The organism is Niastella caeni (genome assembly GCF_004834005.1).
GTDB classification, from domain to species: Bacteria; Bacteroidota; Bacteroidia; order Chitinophagales; family Chitinophagaceae; genus Niastella; species Niastella caeni.
On the sequence record NZ_STFF01000007.1, the window covers coordinates 310,738 to 330,687 of the forward strand.

The 19,950-nt window shown below is 43.6% G+C and carries 17 protein-coding genes; 13 read left to right on the forward strand and 4 right to left on the reverse strand.

Features of this window, described 5'->3' with window-relative positions:
• The first annotated feature begins 48 nt into the window (after positions 1-48).
• The 9 genes from FAM09_RS23395 to FAM09_RS23440 all read left to right on the forward strand — a co-directional run bounded on the left by FAM09_RS23395 (position 49) and on the right by FAM09_RS23440 (position 13,029).
• Positions 49-684 carry a response regulator gene (locus FAM09_RS23395; protein ID WP_136579583.1) on the forward strand — a complete coding sequence of 212 codons (636 nt, stop codon included), beginning with the start codon at positions 49-51 and terminating at the stop codon, positions 682-684.
• A 169-nt stretch (positions 685-853) separates the two neighbouring features.
• Positions 854-2,308: a hypothetical protein gene (locus FAM09_RS23400; RefSeq protein ID WP_136579584.1), complete on the forward strand. Its 1,455-nt coding sequence runs from the start codon at positions 854-856 to the stop codon at positions 2,306-2,308.
• 16 nt (positions 2,309-2,324) lie between these two features.
• Entirely contained in the window at positions 2,325-3,071 is a 747-nt protein-coding gene (locus FAM09_RS23405; RefSeq protein ID WP_166437256.1) for a T9SS type A sorting domain-containing protein, read from the forward strand.
• Between the two features lie 597 nt (positions 3,072-3,668).
• Positions 3,669-6,860 carry a SusC/RagA family TonB-linked outer membrane protein gene (locus tag FAM09_RS23410; protein ID WP_243751763.1) on the forward strand — a complete coding sequence of 1,064 codons (3,192 nt, stop codon included), beginning with the start codon at positions 3,669-3,671 and terminating at the stop codon, positions 6,858-6,860.
• Between the two features lie 24 nt (positions 6,861-6,884).
• Positions 6,885-8,474 (forward strand): RagB/SusD family nutrient uptake outer membrane protein, encoded by a 1,590-nt coding sequence (locus FAM09_RS23415; protein WP_136579586.1) that lies wholly within the window; start codon positions 6,885-6,887, stop codon positions 8,472-8,474.
• Positions 8,475-8,498: 24 nt separating this feature from the next.
• A complete protein-coding gene (locus FAM09_RS23420) occupies positions 8,499-10,364 on the forward strand; it encodes an arylsulfatase (RefSeq protein WP_136579587.1) in 1,866 nt (621 codons plus the stop codon).
• 438 nt (positions 10,365-10,802) lie between these two features.
• A complete protein-coding gene (locus FAM09_RS23425; protein WP_136579588.1) occupies positions 10,803-11,684 on the forward strand; it encodes a phytanoyl-CoA dioxygenase family protein in 882 nt (293 codons plus the stop codon).
• A gap of 29 nt (positions 11,685-11,713) precedes the next feature.
• Entirely contained in the window at positions 11,714-12,544 is an 831-nt protein-coding gene (locus tag FAM09_RS23430; RefSeq protein WP_136579589.1) for an SDR family NAD(P)-dependent oxidoreductase, read from the forward strand.
• Positions 12,545-12,885: 341 nt separating this feature from the next.
• Positions 12,886-13,029 (forward strand): alpha/beta hydrolase, encoded by a 144-nt coding sequence (locus FAM09_RS23440; protein ID WP_136579590.1) that lies wholly within the window; start codon positions 12,886-12,888, stop codon positions 13,027-13,029.
• 1,078 nt (positions 13,030-14,107) lie between these two features.
• Here the strand turns inward: FAM09_RS23440 and FAM09_RS23445 are convergent.
• Positions 14,108-14,614, reverse strand: a complete 507-nt coding sequence (locus FAM09_RS23445; RefSeq protein ID WP_136579591.1) for a DUF4304 domain-containing protein — start codon at positions 14,612-14,614, stop codon at positions 14,108-14,110.
• 320 nt (positions 14,615-14,934) lie between these two features.
• Here FAM09_RS23445 and FAM09_RS23450 point away from each other — a divergent pair, with 320 nt between their 5' ends.
• The 3 genes from FAM09_RS23450 (at position 14,935) to FAM09_RS23460 (ending at position 16,408) form a co-directional block, all read left to right on the forward strand.
• Positions 14,935-15,693, forward strand: a complete 759-nt coding sequence (locus FAM09_RS23450; protein WP_136579592.1) for a hypothetical protein — start codon at positions 14,935-14,937, stop codon at positions 15,691-15,693.
• 34 nt (positions 15,694-15,727) lie between these two features.
• Positions 15,728-15,916 (forward strand): hypothetical protein, encoded by a 189-nt coding sequence (locus tag FAM09_RS23455; protein WP_136579593.1) that lies wholly within the window; start codon positions 15,728-15,730, stop codon positions 15,914-15,916.
• 81 nt (positions 15,917-15,997) lie between these two features.
• A complete protein-coding gene (locus tag FAM09_RS23460) occupies positions 15,998-16,408 on the forward strand; it encodes a hypothetical protein (protein WP_136579594.1) in 411 nt (136 codons plus the stop codon).
• A gap of 74 nt (positions 16,409-16,482) precedes the next feature.
• Here FAM09_RS23460 and FAM09_RS23465 read toward each other — a convergent pair whose 3' ends face one another.
• Both FAM09_RS23465 and FAM09_RS23470 read right to left on the reverse strand, forming a co-directional pair.
• Entirely contained in the window at positions 16,483-16,842 is a 360-nt protein-coding gene (locus tag FAM09_RS23465; RefSeq protein WP_136579595.1) for a hypothetical protein, read from the reverse strand.
• 220 nt (positions 16,843-17,062) lie between these two features.
• The gene (locus FAM09_RS23470) at positions 17,063-18,373 is read right to left on the reverse strand and encodes a vanadium-dependent haloperoxidase (protein ID WP_136579596.1); all 1,311 of its coding nucleotides are present in this window, start codon (positions 18,371-18,373) and stop codon (positions 17,063-17,065) included.
• A gap of 832 nt (positions 18,374-19,205) precedes the next feature.
• Between FAM09_RS23470 and FAM09_RS23475 the strand changes: the two genes are divergently transcribed.
• Complete coding sequence (locus FAM09_RS23475) at positions 19,206-19,649, forward strand: hypothetical protein (RefSeq protein ID WP_136579597.1); 444 nt, start codon at positions 19,206-19,208, stop codon at positions 19,647-19,649.
• A 143-nt stretch (positions 19,650-19,792) separates the two neighbouring features.
• Here the strand turns inward: FAM09_RS23475 and FAM09_RS30795 are convergent, their stop codons facing one another.
• Entirely contained in the window at positions 19,793-19,936 is a 144-nt protein-coding gene (locus FAM09_RS30795) for a hypothetical protein (RefSeq protein WP_153825473.1), read from the reverse strand.
• Between the last annotated feature and the right edge of the window lie 14 nt (positions 19,937-19,950).

Consider the following 19,950-nt stretch of genomic DNA (forward strand, 5'->3'; position numbering starts at 1 on the left):
GTATACATTTGTCTGGTATTTTTAATACCAGGCTGAAATAAACAGACAATGATCCGCATAACCATTTTTGAAGATAATGATCCATTACGGCAGCTATTGGCTGCTGTGTTGAATGCAAGCAATGCATTTACCCTGGCGGGCGCTTATCCCGATGCCACGGATATTCTCAATGATTTAAAGCAGGAGCAGCCCGATATGGTGCTGATGGATATTGATATGCCCGGCGTGAGCGGGTTGCAGGCCCTGAAAATGATAAAACAATTTAACCCGGTGATAAAAGTGGTGATGCATACCGTGTTTGAAGACAATGACAAAATATTTGAGTCCATCTGCGCTGGCGCTGATGGGTACCTGTTGAAGTCTGCTACCGAACAGGAGTTGCTTCAATCGTTGCTGCAGGTGCATGCAGGCGGGGCCATCATGACGCCTTCGGTGGCCCGAAAGGTACTGACGCTTTTTGCAAAATTCGCCCCTGCAAAAAAAGGGGAGGAGTATAATTTAAGCGACCGCGAGAAAGATGTATTGCGGTTGCTCATTAAAGGCTACAGTTATAAAATGGTGGCTGCTGAACTGAACCTGGCCGTTGAAACCATTCGAACCTATATAAAACGCATGTACGAAAAACTGCAGGTGCATTCCATGAGCGCCGCAGTGGCAAAAGCGTTGAAGGAGGGATTGGTTTAATCAATAGCCAATAGGCAAGAAGCAATATGCAAGATATTGCCCATTGTTCATAGTCTGTTGCCCATTGCCAATTGTCTATGCCAATTGGTCCCTGTCCCCCAAAAGTGGACTTGCCCATCCTACTCATTTAAGGGATTTTTGAGCTGATCATTTCAGGCAAAATTCCTTTATGAAAAAGACAACCCTCATCACTGCGCTGTTATTGTTTTGTACGGTAACATTCGCCAACAATGTACAGGTTTCTACTATATCCTATAATGCGGCAGCCCAGCAGGTTTCATTTACGCTTACCTGGGAAAACAGTTGGGACCTCACCGGCGGCGGCCCGCCCGGTAATCATGATGCTGTTTGGGTATTTATAAAATGCCAAACCGGTAGCGATGTGTGGTCGCATGCACAAATTTCAACGACCCCGTCGAGCCATACACTTGGCAATAGTCTGGCGCTGGCACAGCCTGCGGCCATGAACACTTATGGAGTGCTGATCAAAAGAGGCACTCTGGGCTTTGGGAACATCAATGGCGGCAATAACGTGAGCCTGCAATTGAGTTCCCCGGCCGGCATTACGGCCATACAGGTATTTGCCATTGAAATGGTGTATATAAGCGAAGGTGCATTTGGCATAGGCCATTCAAATCCTGCAACGGACGCGTTTGATGTAGCTACCATCTCCAATGAAAATATGATCCCGGCGGGTTCCCTTAGAGTAAATCCGGCTGATATTCCGGCTGCATTTCCCAAAGGATACAAAGCATTCTATGTGATGAAATATGAAATTTCACAGGGGCAGTATACCGATTTTCTCAATACCCTTACCCGTACGCAGCAAACAGCCCGGGTGGCAACAGATATCAGCGGCACGATCGTAACAAACCAGTATGTAATGAGCAATCAGGCGAGCCTGACGCAATTCAATCACATTATGTGCCCTGCCACGTTGCCAGTAGCAGGAAGTGTTATTTTCTCCTGTGGGGTACCCGAAAAGGCCTGTAATTTCCTGGGCTGGGCCGATTATTCCAGCTATCTCGATTGGGCGGGGTTGAGGCCCTTTACCGAGATAGAATTTGAAAAGATCTGCCGGGGGTTCGATGCGCGTATAGATAACCAGTTTATTTGGGGAACTCCTTATAGTTTCGCTCAACTGCCTACATCTTTAGGCACTGTTGATGCCGATCTAACTACAGAAACAACCATCTGGAGCGATGCGGTTACTAATCCTAACAATTATGCAAATGTGTCCCAGAATTATATAACGGGTGGAAGGTTAATGCGATGTGGTTTTCCTGGCAGCAAGCCCACCAACCGTATTTTATCGGGCGCTGCTTATTTTGGTGCCATGGAAATGGCGGGCAATGCTTCTGAATATGTAATTCAGGTTTTAGACGATGGCCTGTTATTTACAAATGAAAACGGGAACGGGGATGTAACAGATGCTCCTTTAACCTGGCCCAGCAATATCACTGCTTCCGGAGTAAATTTTAAAGGGGGAAGTTTTAGGACACCATTAGCTGCAAATGGCCAGGGATTTTTGATCCATCCGCGATATGCTCCTTCTGGCAAACCTGTCCTCACAAACAATAACAGGTATGATTACATGGGTGGCCGCGGCGCTCTTTCTTTATAAATTCATTAGTATTACCATGAAACTATTATGCAACATTTTATTATATGCCTGCGTCGCCTTTCTTAATTATAACGCCAAAGGGCAGGTGGCCATCTATACCGGCGGTAGCGGCGACGGGTTTGCCAGCGCTGTTGAAAGATCGGTAATCACAGGCGGCGCCGGCGATGGGTATGCCACTGCACAAATAACGGTGCCGTTGCCCGTTCATTTACTGTTTTTCAAAGCGAGCCGGACCGAGGATAGATCTGTGCAGATTATATGGAGCGCCGAAACAGATGCATTGCACGACCGCTTCGAACTGGAACGTTCCTATAACGCTTTTAATTTTACGGTCATCGATGTAAAGAAAAATGCCAACCCGGGCGCCCTGGCCAAAGTGAGCTGTTCGGTAACTGATGAAAGCGCTGTTGCAGCTGCGCCGGCCATGCCCGGTAAAATAAACGTGTATTACCGGTTACGGTCGGTTGATAAGGATGGCAGCTTCTCCTATTCGCCGGTACAACGCATCGCGTTTGACCCAACTGGTGTGGCATTGATCAATAAAGTGTATCCCAACCCCGGTAATGGAATAGTGTATGTTGAAACTGTCACTTCCGCTTTAATTACTTACAGGCTCTATGATGCCCAGGGTAGAACGGTGGCGGCTGGTAACTTCTCTGGCAATACAACTTTACCATTCAGTAACATGGCGGCAGGTTCCTATTGGTTACATGCTGAAAGCAATGGCAGGAAAGAAACATTCCGGATTGATATTGTCAGATGATAGCTATAAAGTCTCTCTGCAAAGTGCATCATTATAAAAATTTCAAAAACAATGTCTTCTCTGATATTAAAAAAGGTGGCTTTATTTAAAAGGCCACCTTTTTTATTTTGCGTGCGTCCCTAATCTATAAACAAGTCGTGTAAAACAAATACAAATCTTTTTTTTTAGAATGGAAAAAAAGATATTATTTTGTCTACTGTGTTAGTGGACTAATAAGAAAGCCTGCTGATACTTGTAAATGGTAACTGTTAACCACCAGCAGTATACCGGTTTATTTTGCATTTAAATACAACTGAAATGAGACTTTCAAAAAAAAGCTCGTCATGCGACCAACGTGTGACCCGGGTGGTAGTATATTATCCTAATTCTTCTTACAGAAGTTTCTGTTGTTGTTGCTGTTAACAGAATTCTCCTCTCGATTTTAGCTTGCTGCGTTCAGTAGTGGGTCATTACATCTATATACATATTTCAATAACCTGCGCAACAGTCCGGTGATGGGGTGGTATAACCGGTGGTTGGTTTTACTGCAGTCTTACTGGCTGTTGCTCAGGTTACCTGGCAGTTAATGCCATTTATTAAATAATCAATACTAATTGTATGAAATTTTTTTCAGGACGAAGCATGTTCATTGCTTTAATCCTATTGCCGGCATTTATAACGGCGCAAACAACTAATAAGCCGGTCATCAATTCAGTGGTTACCGGCAAGGTAACCGACGGCAACACACCGCTTGAAGGCACCACTGTTCAAATAAAAGGGACCACCAATACAGCCACCTCTGATTTTGAAGGAAACTTTACCCTAAAAACAGGGCAGAAGCTACCCTTTACCCTGGTAGTAAGCTATATAGGATATCAGAAACAGGAAGTAGTGGTTTCGGGGTCTCATGTTGACGTTGTGCTTCATACAAATAAAAATAAATTGGATGAAGTAGTGGTGGTAGGTTATGGCACACAAAGAAAAAAAGATCTCACTGGTTCCGTAGCAAGTGTTTCCAAAGAAAACCTTAGCCGTCCGGCTTCTTCTTTAGATAATCTTTTACAGGGGGCTGTTGCCGGTGTAGTAGTAAATCAAAGCTCCGGTCAACCGGGAGCAACGGCCACCATTCGTATCCGGGGAGGTAATTCGCTGAGTTTTGGCAATGATCCTTTGTATGTGATCGATGGATTTATCTATTACAACGATAATAGCCTCACCAACCTGGCGCCGGCCTCAGGCGTTGTGCCTGCTGTAACCGGCGTTTCAACCAACGGTTTGTCTACCATTAACCCTTCCGATATTGAATCAATAGATGTATTGAAAGATGCCGCCGCCACCGCTATCTATGGATCGCGTGGCGCCAATGGCGTAGTGATCGTTACTACAAAAAGAGGAACAAAAGGCAGCAACAATATATCCTTCAATTCATCGTACGGTGCACAGTACAATACAAAACTGGTTCCAGTGCTCAACGGACCACAATGGGCGGAGTTATTTGATGACCTGTACAAAGCAACGCCCTCCATTCAGGCAGGGTTAGCTGCCAATAAAAAACTCATCGATTCTGCGGGCGCCGCCGGTGTCAATGGCAACTGGCCGGAAGCAGCTATCAGAACAGGCTCCGTACAAAATCACCAGCTAACTATTTTTGGTGGAGATGAAAAGTCGCGTTACTCCGTATCTGGTAATTATTTCAATCAAAAAGGTATTATCCTGGCCACTGATTTTAAACGATATTCAGCCAGGGTGAATTATGAAAAAGAGTATTCCAAAAAATTAAAACTGGCTACCAGCCTTTTTGGAAGTAATTCTTCCGAAAATAAGCTAACGGGCGCCGCGTATAACGGCATTGGTTTCAGCAATGCGTTTTCTTCACTCAGCCTCGTTAACCCACTGCAAACGGTGACAAATGCAGATGGTTCGTACAATACGACTTCGCAGCCGGCCATCAATCCCACACTGAATACCATTAACGGGCAACAGTTCTCTGATAATGCAATACTTAATATTGCTTCTATTATCAACCAAACAAAATTGTCACGTGCCCTGGGCAATTTTTCTGCTGAATTTAAAATAACGCCTGAACTGGTGGCAAAATCTACAATAGGGGTAGATCTGTTGAACACCAAACTGAACTACTATGCGCCTTCATATACCAACCCCGGCAATCTGGGGGGAACGATCACCGGTTCCGGTTCGGTTGGCACCATCAACTATGTAAGCTGGTTGAACGAAAATACCATTGCCTATGATCATGCCTTTAAGGACAGGCATTTTCTTTACGTGTTGGCGGGATATACCACGCAATTCCAAAAATCTGAAAATACATTCCAGGCCGGACAATCTTTTTCTTCCGACGCAACTACGTATAATAATCTGTACAACGCTTCTGCCAACAAAGTGATAGGTTCGGGTGAGGCCAAACAAACCCGAAACTCATGGCTGGGCAGGATTTCTTATTCTTTGCTGCACCGGTATAACCTAACGTTGGCTGCCCGGGCCGATGGCGCATCACCGGCAGGCACGAATAAAAAATGGGGACTGTTTCCCTCTGTTGGTTTTTCATGGAATGTATCTGACGAAGACTTCTTCAAAAAATTTGATAAAACGATCAATAACCTGAAGTTGCGATTAACATACGGACGTGTGGGTAATGCCAATTTCCCGGCGTACAGTTCATTGGCCACCATTACTTCTTACGGATATTATTTCGGAAGCCCGCTTACCACCACCACTGGCCTCGCACCTTCTCAGTTGTCAAATCCTGATCTAACCTGGGAAACTACCACGCAGTACAATGCCGGCGTTGACCTGGGTTTGTTTAATAACAGGATCACCGCAACAGCCGATGTGTATTATAAAAAGACAACCAACCTGTTTATCACGGGCACAGGCCTGGTGCCGTTATCTTCCGGTTATGCGTCAGCGTCGCAAAATATCGGTAGCCTCGAAAACAAGGGTTTCGAGTTCACCCTGAATAGCGACAATATCAAGTCGAAACATTTCACCTGGCGTTCAACATTTATTTATGCTACCAATGCCAATAAAGTGTTGAGCCTGGGACCCAGTGAGTCTTTTTTCCCCGTAGCTCCCACGGGACAGGTATCACCGGTGATTGTTAAAGTAGGCTTGCCTGTAGGTACTTTCTGGGGATACAATACCGACGGTCTTTTAACCACCGCAGATGTGTACGGAGCCAAAAAGGCGCCCATACTGGCCGGCGTATCACAGGTAACCGGCGACCGGAAATATGTAGATACCGATGGCGATGGAGTAGTAACTACCGCAGACAAGCACAACCTGGGCAACGCGCAGCCGAAGTTTACTGCCAGTTTAAGCAATACTGTTACCTGGAAAAACCTTGACCTGTCTATATTCTTGCAGGGTTCATTCGGTAATAAAATATTTAACCTGTTGCAACAACAGTTGGAAAAAACTACCACTACACAAAATGTATCTACTGTGCTGCTTGATCGCTGGGATTCTGTTTCAAATCCAAACGGGAAGTTTCCGAAAGTGGTAAATGCACCGGTGGTACAGGTAGCAGATGTTTATATTGAAGATGGTTCTTACATAAGGCTGAAAAATATTACCCTCGGGTATAATTTCTCGAAAGATCTCGCTTCAAAAATTCTTGCTAAACAGATCAGGGTATATGCCTCTGTTCAAAACCTGCTGACGATCACGAAATATAATGGACTTGATCCGGAGGCTAATTTCTATGATCAGAATAACCTGCAGCCCGGTATTGACTATGGTGTATATCCCAACTACCGTACATATACCGTGGGCATCAATGTTACTTTTTAAATCACGGCAAATAATAATAGAACAATGAAAAAAATAGGAATAATAATAACAACTGCCGGTGCTTTGAGTTTTCTTGTATTCTCATGCACAAAGCTGAGTGAGGCACCCCAGGGAAGTTTAACTCAGGAAAATTTTTACAAAACACAAAGTGATGCAGTAGCAGCCGTAACGGCAGTATACAGCACTTTGACCACAGATATTAATAATGATTTTCCGATCTACGGTCGTAACCTCAATCTTATCGTAGATAATACAAGCGATAACCAGGTGTATAGCCCTTCAAATACCAACCCCGATGTGCGGGCCCTGGGCACCGCCACGTATGTAAGCACAAACGACCGCGTGCGCAAAATTTATGCACAGTTGTATTGGGGTATAAACAAGGCCAACATCGCCATTGATAAAATTCCAACCATTCCGGCAGCTCAATTTGTAGATCCGGCGCGTTCGGCGTCTAACCTGGTGAATGAGGCGAAGTTTATACGGGCCTTATTGTATTTTGACCTGGTTCGTTTGTTCGGCGACGTGCCTTTACTGTTGCACGATCAGGCTACAGTGACAGAAGCCGGTGCGCTCGTTGATCGTACGCCAAAGGAAACGGTATACCAGCAGATCATCGCTGATCTTGATTCGGCCGCCAGTTTACCAGCCAGCTACACCGGTGTTAACGTTGGCCGGGTAACCAGGGGCGCAGCGTATGCATTAAAGGCGAAAGTATACATCACCCGCCAGGAATGGGCTAAGGCCATAACAGAACTTAAAAAAGTAATAACAGCCGGCACCGCCAACCTGACAAATGCCACTACCGGGGCCTATGGATATGATCTTTTCCCAAAATTTTCCGACGCTTTTCAACCTGCCACCAAAAACGGGAAAGAGCATATTTTTTCTGCACAATTCAACGGCACTACCGGTGGATTCACTAGCACCAATACCCTGAGCTCGTTTACCTGGAGTAATTCTGCTTACACCGCCGATATACCTGCCGATAAAAGCGTGGTGGAGATGTTTGATATAACTGATCAGCGCCGGTCGGCTACTTTTTACGATTCCTTATTCAATCAATCTACCGGCAAATGGGTTAAATGGCCTTTCTATAACTTTTTGAAGTTTGTTGATCAAAGCACCGGTTTTGTTACTGCCCTGCAGGGCAACCAGGGCGCAAACAGCAAAATGAATTTCCCGGTGATCCGCTATTCGGAAGTATTGCTGTTGTATGCGGAAGCACTGAATGAATTGAATGGCGGTCCAACCCCTGATGCGTATGCGGCAATTAATATAGTGCGGGGAAGGGCATACAATTCTTATACCTCAGGTGGCAACTATACCAACCATACGTATGATCTATTGCCAGGACTCAGTCAACTGGCTTTTCGGGATGCCGTTTTTACAGAAAGAAGAAAAGAGTTTATCCAGGAATGTCAGCGCTGGTTCGACCTGGTGCGCAGAACGGACCTGGGGCCCGGACAATATTACCTGAAATCGGTATATGCCATGCCTGGTAATCCCAAATCGGCAGCAGCGCTAAAGAACACGCTGTTCCCCATACCGCAAACCGAAATTGATTTGTATGGCGGTAAGAACCCAAATTTTCAACAAAACCCGGGATGGTAATATCCCGAATAAACAATAAAAAAAATGAACCATAAAGCATCTCATCTATTACATGCAGCCGTTTCTGCCGGATTGCTATTGGCTACCGGACAGGTAAAAGCGCAATCACCTGCCGAGCAACCCTACCAGGGCGTGATCGGTAAAACATTAAATGATTCAAAAGAATGGTGGGCGAAGCCGGCTACGCCACCTGCCGGAGCCCCCAATATTGTATGGATACTATTAGACGATGTTGGCTTTGGCGCTTCCAGCGCATTTGGTGGTCTTATACGTACCCCCACGTTCGATAGCCTGGCAAACAATGGTCTTCGTTACACGAACTTTCATACGGCGGCCATTTGCGCGCCCACCCGCTCGGCATTGCTTACAGGCCGCAACAGCCATTTTGTGCATGTAGGTGGTTTTTCGCATATAGCCTTGTCGGCCGGGTTTCCTGGCTGGGATGGACGGATACCTTCGAAAGACGGTACCATTGCTGAAATATTGCGGGATAACGGGTACAATACATTTGCCGTAGGTAAATATGGATTGACGCCTGATGAAGAAGCTACCGATGTAGGACCTTTCGATCGCTGGCCCGGCGGAAAAGGTTTTGAGCATTTTTTTGGTTTTCTTGGTTCGCAAACCGATCAGTATAAGCCCGACCTTGTAGAAGACAACGCGCATGTTACGCCTGATGGCCGTCATTTGAACGAACAGATCACCGATAAAGCCATCAGCTATATTGCCCGCCAGCAAAAAATAGCGCCCGGTAAACCATTCTTTTTATATTATTCACCCGGCGCTGTGCATGCACCGCACCAGGTAGATAAATACTGGAGCGACCAATACAAAGGCAAGTTCGATGCCGGCTGGGATGCATACCGCGAAGCAGTACTCGCTAATCAGAAACGCCTCGGTGTTGTGCCTGCCAATGCACAGCTCCCGGCGCGCAATGCAAGGGTGCAGGATTGGAATGCACTGCCTGCCGACCAGAAAAAGTTGTTCACTCGTTTTATGGAAACATACGCGGGTTATCTTACCTATACCGATTACCAGATAGGCCGTGTTGTGAATTATCTCAGAGAAAACAACCTGCTTGAAAATACGATCATAGCCGTGATCATCGGCGATAATGGCGCCAGTAAAGAAGGTACCCGTGAGGGCGTGATAACGCCCCGCACCAACCCGGCGCGTACCAAAACGGAAGAAGAATTTTTAAAAACCAACCTCGTCAATATCGATTCAATCGGCACCCCCGCAGGATCTGCAAACTATCCTTTGGGCTGGGCGCAGGCCACCAATACACCATTCCGTGCATGGAAGCAGGATGCCGATGCCGAAGGGGGGACACATAACCCGCTGATAATTTTTCATCCCAGATCAATTAAAGAAAAAGGCGGCATTCGTAATCAATATGGATATGTGACCGACCTGTTGCCTACCACGTTGGAGTTCGTGGGAATAAAAGCGCCTGAATATATACGTGGCATTCGCCAGGATTCTATCCAGGGCACTTCACTGTACTATTCATTTAACGACGCCAAAGCGCCTTCACGGCACCTGGTGCAGCATTATTATATCTTCGGTTCCCGTTCAATTTACTACAATGGCTGGAAAGCCTCAGCCGCCCATCATCCTGATAATGTTGATTTTGATTTTAAACCGGGCCAAATTGTTGCAGACAGAAGTTTCGATGAAGATGAATGGGAATTATACAACCTGAATGAAGACTTTAACGAGCGGGTGAACCTGGCCAAAAAATACCCGGAAAAGCTGGCGGAATTGAAGAAAATATTCGATGAGCAGGCCGAGAAAAATCATGTCTACCCACTGATCGACTGGTATGATGTAAATAATAAAAGAATACACCATCCCAATGGAAGCGATACACAGGGACCTATTAAATAATGATGGCTGATTCAATTGTTAAAACGCTTTGTAAATTTTTATGTTACAAAGCGTTTTTTCATTTGAGCGCACAGCCATATTCATTGGTGTGAGCCGTTAATGAAAAGCAAAAGGATAAAAACAATTTGGGCGATGTAAAGTATTGTTGTAAATTAGCCTACTGATTAAGTAGACTATAAAAGACTCGTTATGGAAATTAATTCATCAAAGCATTATCTATCGCCGCCAGGCAGGGCTATTCGAATAGCTGAACCTTTTATTATAGTCCTTCAATCTACATCTTCCCGTTGTTGTTCCTGTCGTTGCTAAACGGCCTATAAGGGTAAATCATTTCCACTCCTGACATTACCCTGTATTCTCCAATAGAATATATTATCTGGAATGTGTGGCTTTTATTAGTCATAAGCTGCACTATTATTAATCATTTATACCTGTAATATGAAAAAGTTTGAACAACATACGTTTCATTTGGAAGAAATCATAACCGATGCACATATCGCTTATTTTAATAAATACGGTATTATACAGTTTAAGAATTTTGTCAGCAAAGAAAGGGTGCGGGAATTTATCAGGGAAGTAGAAAATGTACAGCAATTTTTGATCCGGAATGATATTAAGAAGGTAAACGGAATACCACTTAAGTTCGGTCATGACGAATATGGAAGTCCTTTCATTCAGCGCCTGGCTTTTACTTCTCAATACAGCCAGAAACTTCATGAATTCTTAAAAGATCCCCGCATTCACTCGCTTACGAAATTGCTGGGGGCGTATGAAGGCAGAGTTGGGGAGAATGAGAAAGATGGACTGGTAGTAAATCATTATGTAAACACTGCTAACAGCCAGTATAAACAATTGGGCTGGCATACCGATAGTCCACGCGACCTCTTTTTAGGATCACGCATTTTGCCAATGTTAAATGTAGGGATCCATTTAGACGATTGTCCGAATGCCAACGGTGGCCTTCGTGTTATACCGGGCACGCATAACCAGGGATTGTTCAGGTTGTTATTCAGAAAGAAATACTTCATAGATAATACGCCTGATAAGAAAGAAGTTGGGCTCGACATTGAAGCCGGAGATCTTACCGTACATGATGGCCGGTTATGGCACCGGGTACAGCAATCACCATTTATTGGTGAGAAAAGCCGCAGAAGAGTTATGTATATACCAATTATAACCGGTGCCTATCAACCGAAACATAAAGACAGTCCAACCCCCTTTTATCATCGACTGGCGCAATTAAAGTTGAAACCTGCTCCAAAATTAGCAGGCGTAACCCTGCCATTGAATAGTGAACACGCACAGGAAGCTAGAGCGTAATAATTTTAATACCGTTAAACTTTATAATTATGTCATTTGCATTAGTAACCGGCGCAGCCAAAGGCATTGGTAAAGGCATAGCCAAAGAGCTGGCCCGGCTTGATTTTGATCTGTTGCTGGTTGATATGGATGAAGTGGAACTGGCGGTTACAAAAAAGGAACTGGAATCAACATCCGGGTCGTTGGTGTATACTTTGCCACTTGATCTGTCTTCGCCCGGTGCACTACAAACAATAATGTCGTGGACGTCTATCTGGCATGACGAATTGCAGGTGGTAGTTAATAATGCGGGGTATGGATTAAACGGTTCGTTTGAGCAACTGGAGCTGGAAGAGCAGTTGAATATGATCGACGTGAATATAAAAGCACAGGTGTCGCTGTCGCATGCCTATATTCCTGTTTTGAAAAAACAGGGACAGGCATTTTTATTGAATGTGGGCAGTACAACCTGTTATCAAACTGTTCCGTATTTGAATGTGTATGCTGCTTCAAAAGCTTTTGTAGTGTCATTCACCCGGGGATTAAGATTTGAATTACGTAACACCCCGGTATCGGTAAGTGTATTGATCCCAGGCAGTACAGATACAGATTTTGTGAACCGGGCCCGTATGTCGGCGGAAGTAAAGAAAACCGCAGAAAGGTTTAACATGTCGCCCGGGCTGGTGGGAAAGATCGCCGTGCGTGGTTTATTTAAAGGGAAAGCGGAGATCATACCTGGCTTCAGCAATAAGTTACATGCCTTTTTCCCACGCTTCTTTCCAAAATCATTCGTAGAGAAGATTGGCGGAAATATTTATAAGCCAAAAGCTCCAAATGCGAAATTAATAAAGACCGCACCGGTCAGTTTAGCAATAAAATAAAAGTCAAATAGTAAATAGTCATAGCCGGTTATTCTTAATTGGCTCTCAGTAAATAAGCCATCGCTTTTAAGGGTGGCTTTTCTTCATCCTGATTAAAGTTAACACCAAAGCCATACTGTGCTTTATGATATTATATACAATAACACATTTATGAAAAGAATACGCTTCAACTGGAAGCGATCAAGGCATTTCCCACAACAATTTTTATTGATAAGAAAGGTGTTGTTCGCAAGATCCACACCGGGCTCGATGGCCCTGCAACGGGAAAATATTATGACGCTTTTAAACATGAATTTGATGAAGAGGTATCGAAACTTTTGAAAGAAGAGTAGTTTTCGCGGGTGCAACAAGATGACTGGGAGGTTCCGGTAAAGAACCAGTGGGTGGAGAAATTGGATAAAACCATCAAAGAGATCGACACGCCTACCATTTTAATTGCTCATAGTCTTGGGTGTATTACTGCCGTTCATTGGGCCGTTACGTAAATTCAAGTCGTCATAAAGAAGGGGCCGTCCTTAAAAAAATCAAACAATGACTATCGGTTACACTTATTGTCGTATCGCAGTATATCTGTCCACACAGATCCCCCGCATTTAGAAACTACGCCTTAAATACCCGATATCCTAACCATATCCTGGGGATATCCTGCGTTCAACCACGGCATTACTATCTGTTTGCCATAGAGTTGTTATGTTATATACTCGAATTTCAATTAACTGCGTTGTTTATACGCAATGAAGGCGTCTGTCAAACTACACATGTTGATAAAAAATAATCAGTAACTTTATTACATGGCCGAAGTTTTTGCACCATTTATTATTAACCGAACAATAGGTAAGCTTACCTTCTATTGCATGGAAGGCAGGAACCTCGTGCGCAAGAAAAGTAGTCTTACGCGAAGGAAAGTATTGCATTCTCCACGGTTTGAACGCACCCGGCAAAATGCAGCCCTGATGGGCCAGGCATCGAAAATCGGGGCCTTTGTATATAATGGCTTGCCTGTTCATTGGCGGCAGTTCTGGATGTACCGTTCATTTACCGGTGAAGCGTACACCATGTTGAAAAAGGGGAGGGAAGAGCAGGAAATAAGACAGTTTTTGTGGGATCGATATGTTCAGGAAGTGGTTTGCAAACTTACTGAAGCAGCACCAGTACTATCAGAATCCATCACAACAAAACGAGCATATAAAAAGCAAGATCCAAATTACTGGGAAACCAAAAGCCGAAAAAGCATTCAGCGCAAGGTTCGTATGCAGCAGCAGCAGCGGTATTCCGCCCTGTTGGCCGAAGCGTCAAAAATGGCATCGGAGTTTTATCGTGAATTACCGGCGCATTCCCGAAAGCGTTTCCATTTTCAACAATTGACTGCATGGGCAATGCAGTTATTAAAAGAGGAGGATCGCGCTATAACGACAACCGCTCTGGCGCCGCCGGCACTACTGCCTGATTGTATCAAGGTAACCAAAGAAAAAAGAAAGACGGATAAGATAGGTTATGTCAATTATCAAAAAGGATTTTTCGTTTTCATATCGCCAGTTTTTACCGTCGCCGGTAATACTTTTCCTATTTCCAATAAAAATATTTGTTATTATCCTCGGCGGGGCGGAAATACTTTAAAAATGGTTCCCAGGTTGTTGCTTTTTCAAAGTCTTCTACACGCAAGGCATAAGCATCAAGTTGCTCAATGTGAGGGATAACCTTCGTTAAAAACAGCATGGCTATTTCTTTACTGTTATCGATCACTTCAGCATCAGTATTGATATCGGGGTCGTAGCAAAACAGGTTGTTAAGGTAATATTCCAATTCTCCCATGTAATATAAAATAGTATACAATCCTTGTCCGATATCATGATCTTCAAAAACCGGTTCTTTCAATGAATGATCACGGTACCACTTTTTAATTATAATGCCTATATCAATATAAAAATCTTTCTCCTTAGCATTTACTTTAAAGTTTAATACAATAATCAGTTCCTGCGTTTCAGAAACCCAGTTATTACGTTCACTTTCCCTATAACCCAACTGCATGAAAATAGATTCCCAGATCTTTTGCAGTTCATCGTAGTGCATATACGCGGTTTAATAATTAGTAATTAAATACGAAAGGCCGTTTCATCTACACCAGCACGAACTCACCAAAACAGCCCCCTAATTTAAAACACTATTTCCAAATTCTGCTAATATGTCTAAAAGCGTATAATCACGCCTAAGCCGCCAATCACGCCAAAAGGAAACAATATGGCCATTATGGCCATAATGGCCAAAACGGCCACAGGTTTCCGGGCACCTGCCTAACATTGTATCGCAATTGCAAATCATCGATGAAGGCTTCAACGGGATGTGCCTCTTAAACAAACCGGATTATTTTTCAACTATTAAAACAAATAACAATGGCTAAGCAAGAATCAATTATTGAAATTAAAGGAACAATCGGCAAACTGAGCTTTTATAAAACAGAAGACGGTTACATGATACGTAAGAAAACGTCTTTATCGAAGGAGCGTATTGCCAAAGATCCTGCGTATGCACGTACACGCGAAACAATGGACATGTTTGCAAAAGCGGGAGCTGCCGGAAAACTGCTACGTGATGCGTTACGTCCAATTGCAGTAAATACTTCCGACAGCAGGGTAATAAGCCGTCTGTCAAAGCAAATGACGAAGGTTATAAAAGCAGACAGCACCAACCCACGTGGTAAAAAGAACGTGCTCGATGGTGAAACGGAATTGCTGACCGGCTTTGAGTTCAACGCCAGGGGTAAGCTTTCCAGTACTTTAATTGTTACCTACGAATCGTCAATCGATCGTGCATCCGGTACCGTGCAGGTAAAGTTACCCTCTTTTGTTCCCGACAATAAGGCGATCGCTTCCCCTTTCGAAGCTACCCATTTTCAGCTTCATATGGCCGGGGTGGAAGTTGACTTTGAACGTGCTGCTTATGTGGCAAAGTTCAAAAGTTCCGATCAGTTGGTATTGAACGGTAAGGAGCTTGCTGCATTCGATCTGAGTGTTGCACTTCCTCCTAGCAGCACCCATCCTTTATTCCTGGCATTGGGTATAGAATTCTTCATGGAAGATGTTGACGGCAATAAACCATTGAACAATGGCGCCTTCAATGCCCTTGCCATTATAAAAGTGAGCGGTGTGTAATGAAAACCATTGCTGATCTTTTAAAGGAAGCAATATGAACGATGCATCTTTTACCCCAGCATCAAAAGCCGGCACGGCAGGTGGTATAATGACCATTTTACTGGTGAATATTAATTCCGGTGAGATACTCAAAACCATAGCACTGGCAGCCATAGGCGCTGTAGTGAGCTTTACGGTATCGATATTCCTGAAGTGGATGATTCGCCAGATGAAAAAAGGGTAGCCTGCTTTTTCCGGTAAGTAAACCGGCCCCTTCCCGATAACAATCGGGAGGGGTCTTTTTTTAAACCTGTTAATTTATTTTATGGAACTTAGATTGCTACGAGCTCAGTTTCCCAATAGTATGATGGGGCAGCTCTTTATGAATAACCAATTGCTTTGCATTTATGTTGGTGCAAATAACCAGAAAGGCTGGACGCCCATCGCAGGCTTACCCGATGGCAGATATTGTTTGCACAAACCAGGCGAAGAAAATAAACATGGAAGTATTCAGGTTACCAGCGCCAACAACCGTAAACCATTGCGTATGAAACTAAGTAATTTATTGCATGATGAACTAACTGGTTACGATAAAGAGGCGCCGCTATATCTTAGCTGGAAATCAGGGCAGCAACAAATGACCGGATTGGCGAAGCAAAATATCGATAAAGTGATCGCCGCAATTGATAATGGTGATGAAGTGCACCTGACTATCTTTTCTCAATACTTAGGGTAAACAGCATTCCTGTTTTTGAAGTAAGGGATCAAAGTTGTACTGTATCCCGGTTCAAGTTCTTCATTTATTTTGAATCAAGTTATATATTTAAGTTGGAAAATTGATTTGTAAAAAAGTAAATATTCCCCAATAGAATTGAATACAAGTTTCGGTGTATAATCTTCCCATTCAGCAATAATACTTGTGAATTTTCTTTTTCTCCACAGTTCATCCTGGTCAATCGCCTTTTGGTTGTAGTAAAGCTTTATTGTGCCGTCCTTAACTTCACTCCGATAAATGCTTTGGGCAAATTGATCATGCCATGGGAATTGAAATGCCATGATTTCCTTCGCATCAATTTCATTCAGTTGATGAAATTGATTCCTGAGCGCTTGATATATTTTACTTTGTTCTTTTATATTATCCGCAGAAGCTAACCTATTCTTTTTGTTCATTTATCGAAGTTTGAACGATGCTATTATCCGCTAAACGGGATGGAGGAAGAAAACGGAACTCCCAATAACTCCTAATTTTTAAAAATTTAGGAGTTATTGGGAGGTAATTGCTAAGCCATTCAATGCTGCAATAATAAAATATTGCCCGTTTATTATGTATTGCCTTGAATATCAATTAATAAAGGATAGTTACAAAACCAGTCGCATCCCTTATTAAAACCTAATGCAAAGGTTCCAGGTGATGCTTTACTGTCCATTTTCCTATCTGATCTCCCATCTTCTGGCCGGCAACACAGGCAAAGCGGAAATGTATACCAACCATCACTCTTGAATCTGCGTTTTCATCAGCAGCTTCTTTAAAACTATCAAAATGCCTGACAGCTCCCGCTGGAGAAGCGGTAGTACTTGTCATTGAAAATGGACTATGATTTCCAAAAAAATGAGTCAGTACGGTTGCCGCAGCATTGCCTAAAACACAGTGGCCTGAAGGATAATCCGGCACAGGCGGTGTTGGCAATAAAGGTTCCCAGTCAGCATCAGGAGTGGTTTTATCATTTCCATCTGTTGCGGCTGCCCGGATAGCTGTGTAAGGCCGCCAGAAATTATAAAAATACTTGGCTTCCAGGAAGGCAGTATAGCCGTCGGCCAGAGCCATATTCAGCAGCGCAAACATCCGCGCTGTTGTATACAACCCGGGATTTTGGGTCGTTGCCGAAACTCGGGCAACCCGGTTCCAGCCAATATCGGAATATTCAAACCACCATGCCGAATAAGCGCTTTGGTCAGCCGTACGTACGGTGCTGTTGAGTTCTCCCACTTCCTTTACTTCATTAAAATCTCTGGTGTAAGTACCGCTGGTTAACGATGGGGGCGATGAACTACGGAATTGATCATGCGTTTCAAGCGAAAACAATTGCATAGTTTTCCAAAAAACGCCAAATTGAAAGTCGAACGGAGGCACTGCTACATAAACACCAGGAACCGTGGAAGGGGGAACTGGCGATACAGGATTTTGAAAGGCGCCATCTCCTGCCCGTAAGGCCAGGATAGCCTTTGCGGATTCCATGCCAATTGCAATGCCCCATGTTTTAGCATGTCCGCTGGCAATTTTTGAGAGCGATTCAGCAAGCTTTGCATCCAGCATGGCCGCCGAATCGGGCCAGGAAGCCATTAATACAGTATGCGCTGCACTGGCAACCGCTGCAAAAGGATCAGCCAAAGGATTTACCCCATGAAAGATATAATGTTCGTAAACCGGTACTATGGCATTCAGCGCATCATGAATGGCAATGTGTACCATGGCTTCGCTACGTACTGCTAATAGTGGATTGGCTTCCGCAGCACCACCGGCAGCTTCAAACGCAACGTTATTCCATTTAATTACTTCGCTGTTTGAAAGAACGTCATTGAAAGATCGTGATCCCAGCAGATTTTTCCAGTTTATATGATCAGAAGGGATATTTTTTTTACATGATAAAGCGATGAAAGAAAAAAATAATCCTGTGATTATCCATTTGGTTAACCGGTTCATAAAAGAAGAATTAATGGTTGAAAATGGAGGTTACTGTAGGTGCAGAAAAAGCCCAAAACAGCCAAATCGGATAATCATTCGGAAGTTTTTAGTAAGAGCCGTAAATATATTTTGAGAAATCGGGCGGGCTTCGCCCTAACTGATAATGTAATATCGTTACTATCCGGTCATAACAGATAAAACGTTTTCCCCAAAGTAAATTCAGCCGCACAGTTACCGGTTATAAGGAAATATCTATTGAATGATATTAATAAAGCTACCACAATATCATGCAGGAGCCATTGAAAACTGAGAACAATCAGGGAAATGCCTTAACCTGTTTCTATGGTAACAGTAAAAAGAGGAACAGTAGATGAAGGATGATCCATTTCCTCGTAATTGTTGGAGACACTAATTATTTAATAACTTCTGATTTAAAATAGAAAGAACATAAAGCATAAAAATATATACAGATGATTGCGCTAAACATCAGGTAATTGTATTCTTTTCGCAATGGAAAATTATGCCCTTGCTGTTAAATGCGATATGCTACGAGAGTACTTTTGCGCTTTGCTGATCACTCTTGTAGTACTTACTAAAGTAAACGTTCAAACGAATGTATGAACCTGGGGCAGTGGCGATAATACGGCAAAAACAGCCCTGTTGTAAAAAAATAAATATAGTTCTGGATAGGTTTCCAATCAGGTACATAGAGTAAAGCATCCCGTGACGGCGGGGTGCTTTTTTTATTTGATGGAAAAAATTATGAATATGAAATCCAACTATTACTATTTCTCTCCGGCACTAAAGAAAATACCTTGTGCCGCAACTGTTAAAAACGGTACTCCCCACTATGAAGCCCAAAATAACTGTGCTCCGTGCACTGCCCATTCTATTTTGCATCCAACTGCCCATATGCCTTTTTCTAACGCTGCCCTGCCCGTTATTGGCGGATGGCAATATTACGGCCTCCGGAGCAGTAATCAGTACCACCACGCACATGTCAATCAATACTGTTCGAAATAACAGGGCTTCAAAGTTATATGTCAATACGGCTTTGCTGGAAAGCAACGCCGCCAGCCTCAATACATTCAGCGCACCGGTGACCGGCTTTATCGGTGTTCGGTTTGATTACACTTTAGGTAATGACGGACCGGGCGCTTTTTCAGAAACGATTTTATTTAATTCGGTGTTATCAGATGTAGACCGGCAGGCGATCAATTGTAACCAGAATTTGTACTATTCATTGGGGCTTGGTGCGGCTTATACAGGGGGGCAGCGGCTATGGGGAAGGTGATTAAACAATAAGATTTTACAGTCGAAGGCATGGTTTAATCAAATTGCCACCAAACAACCCAACCTGATCGCTATAACAGTAACGTTCATGTACATGTTATAACGCTCAGGCCGGAAGTCGTTTACTATATGCTGAAGGAATAATTAGCGGGTAGCAGCTACGTATTCTTCCAGGGTGATCTTTCCGCTGATCAATTGTACATATAATAAATTACTGTCCAGTCCTGATTTTTTGATTTGGCTAACCAATTCTTTGTCAAAAAACAAGGTTTTAATAATTGAAGTCATAATTGTATGTTTTT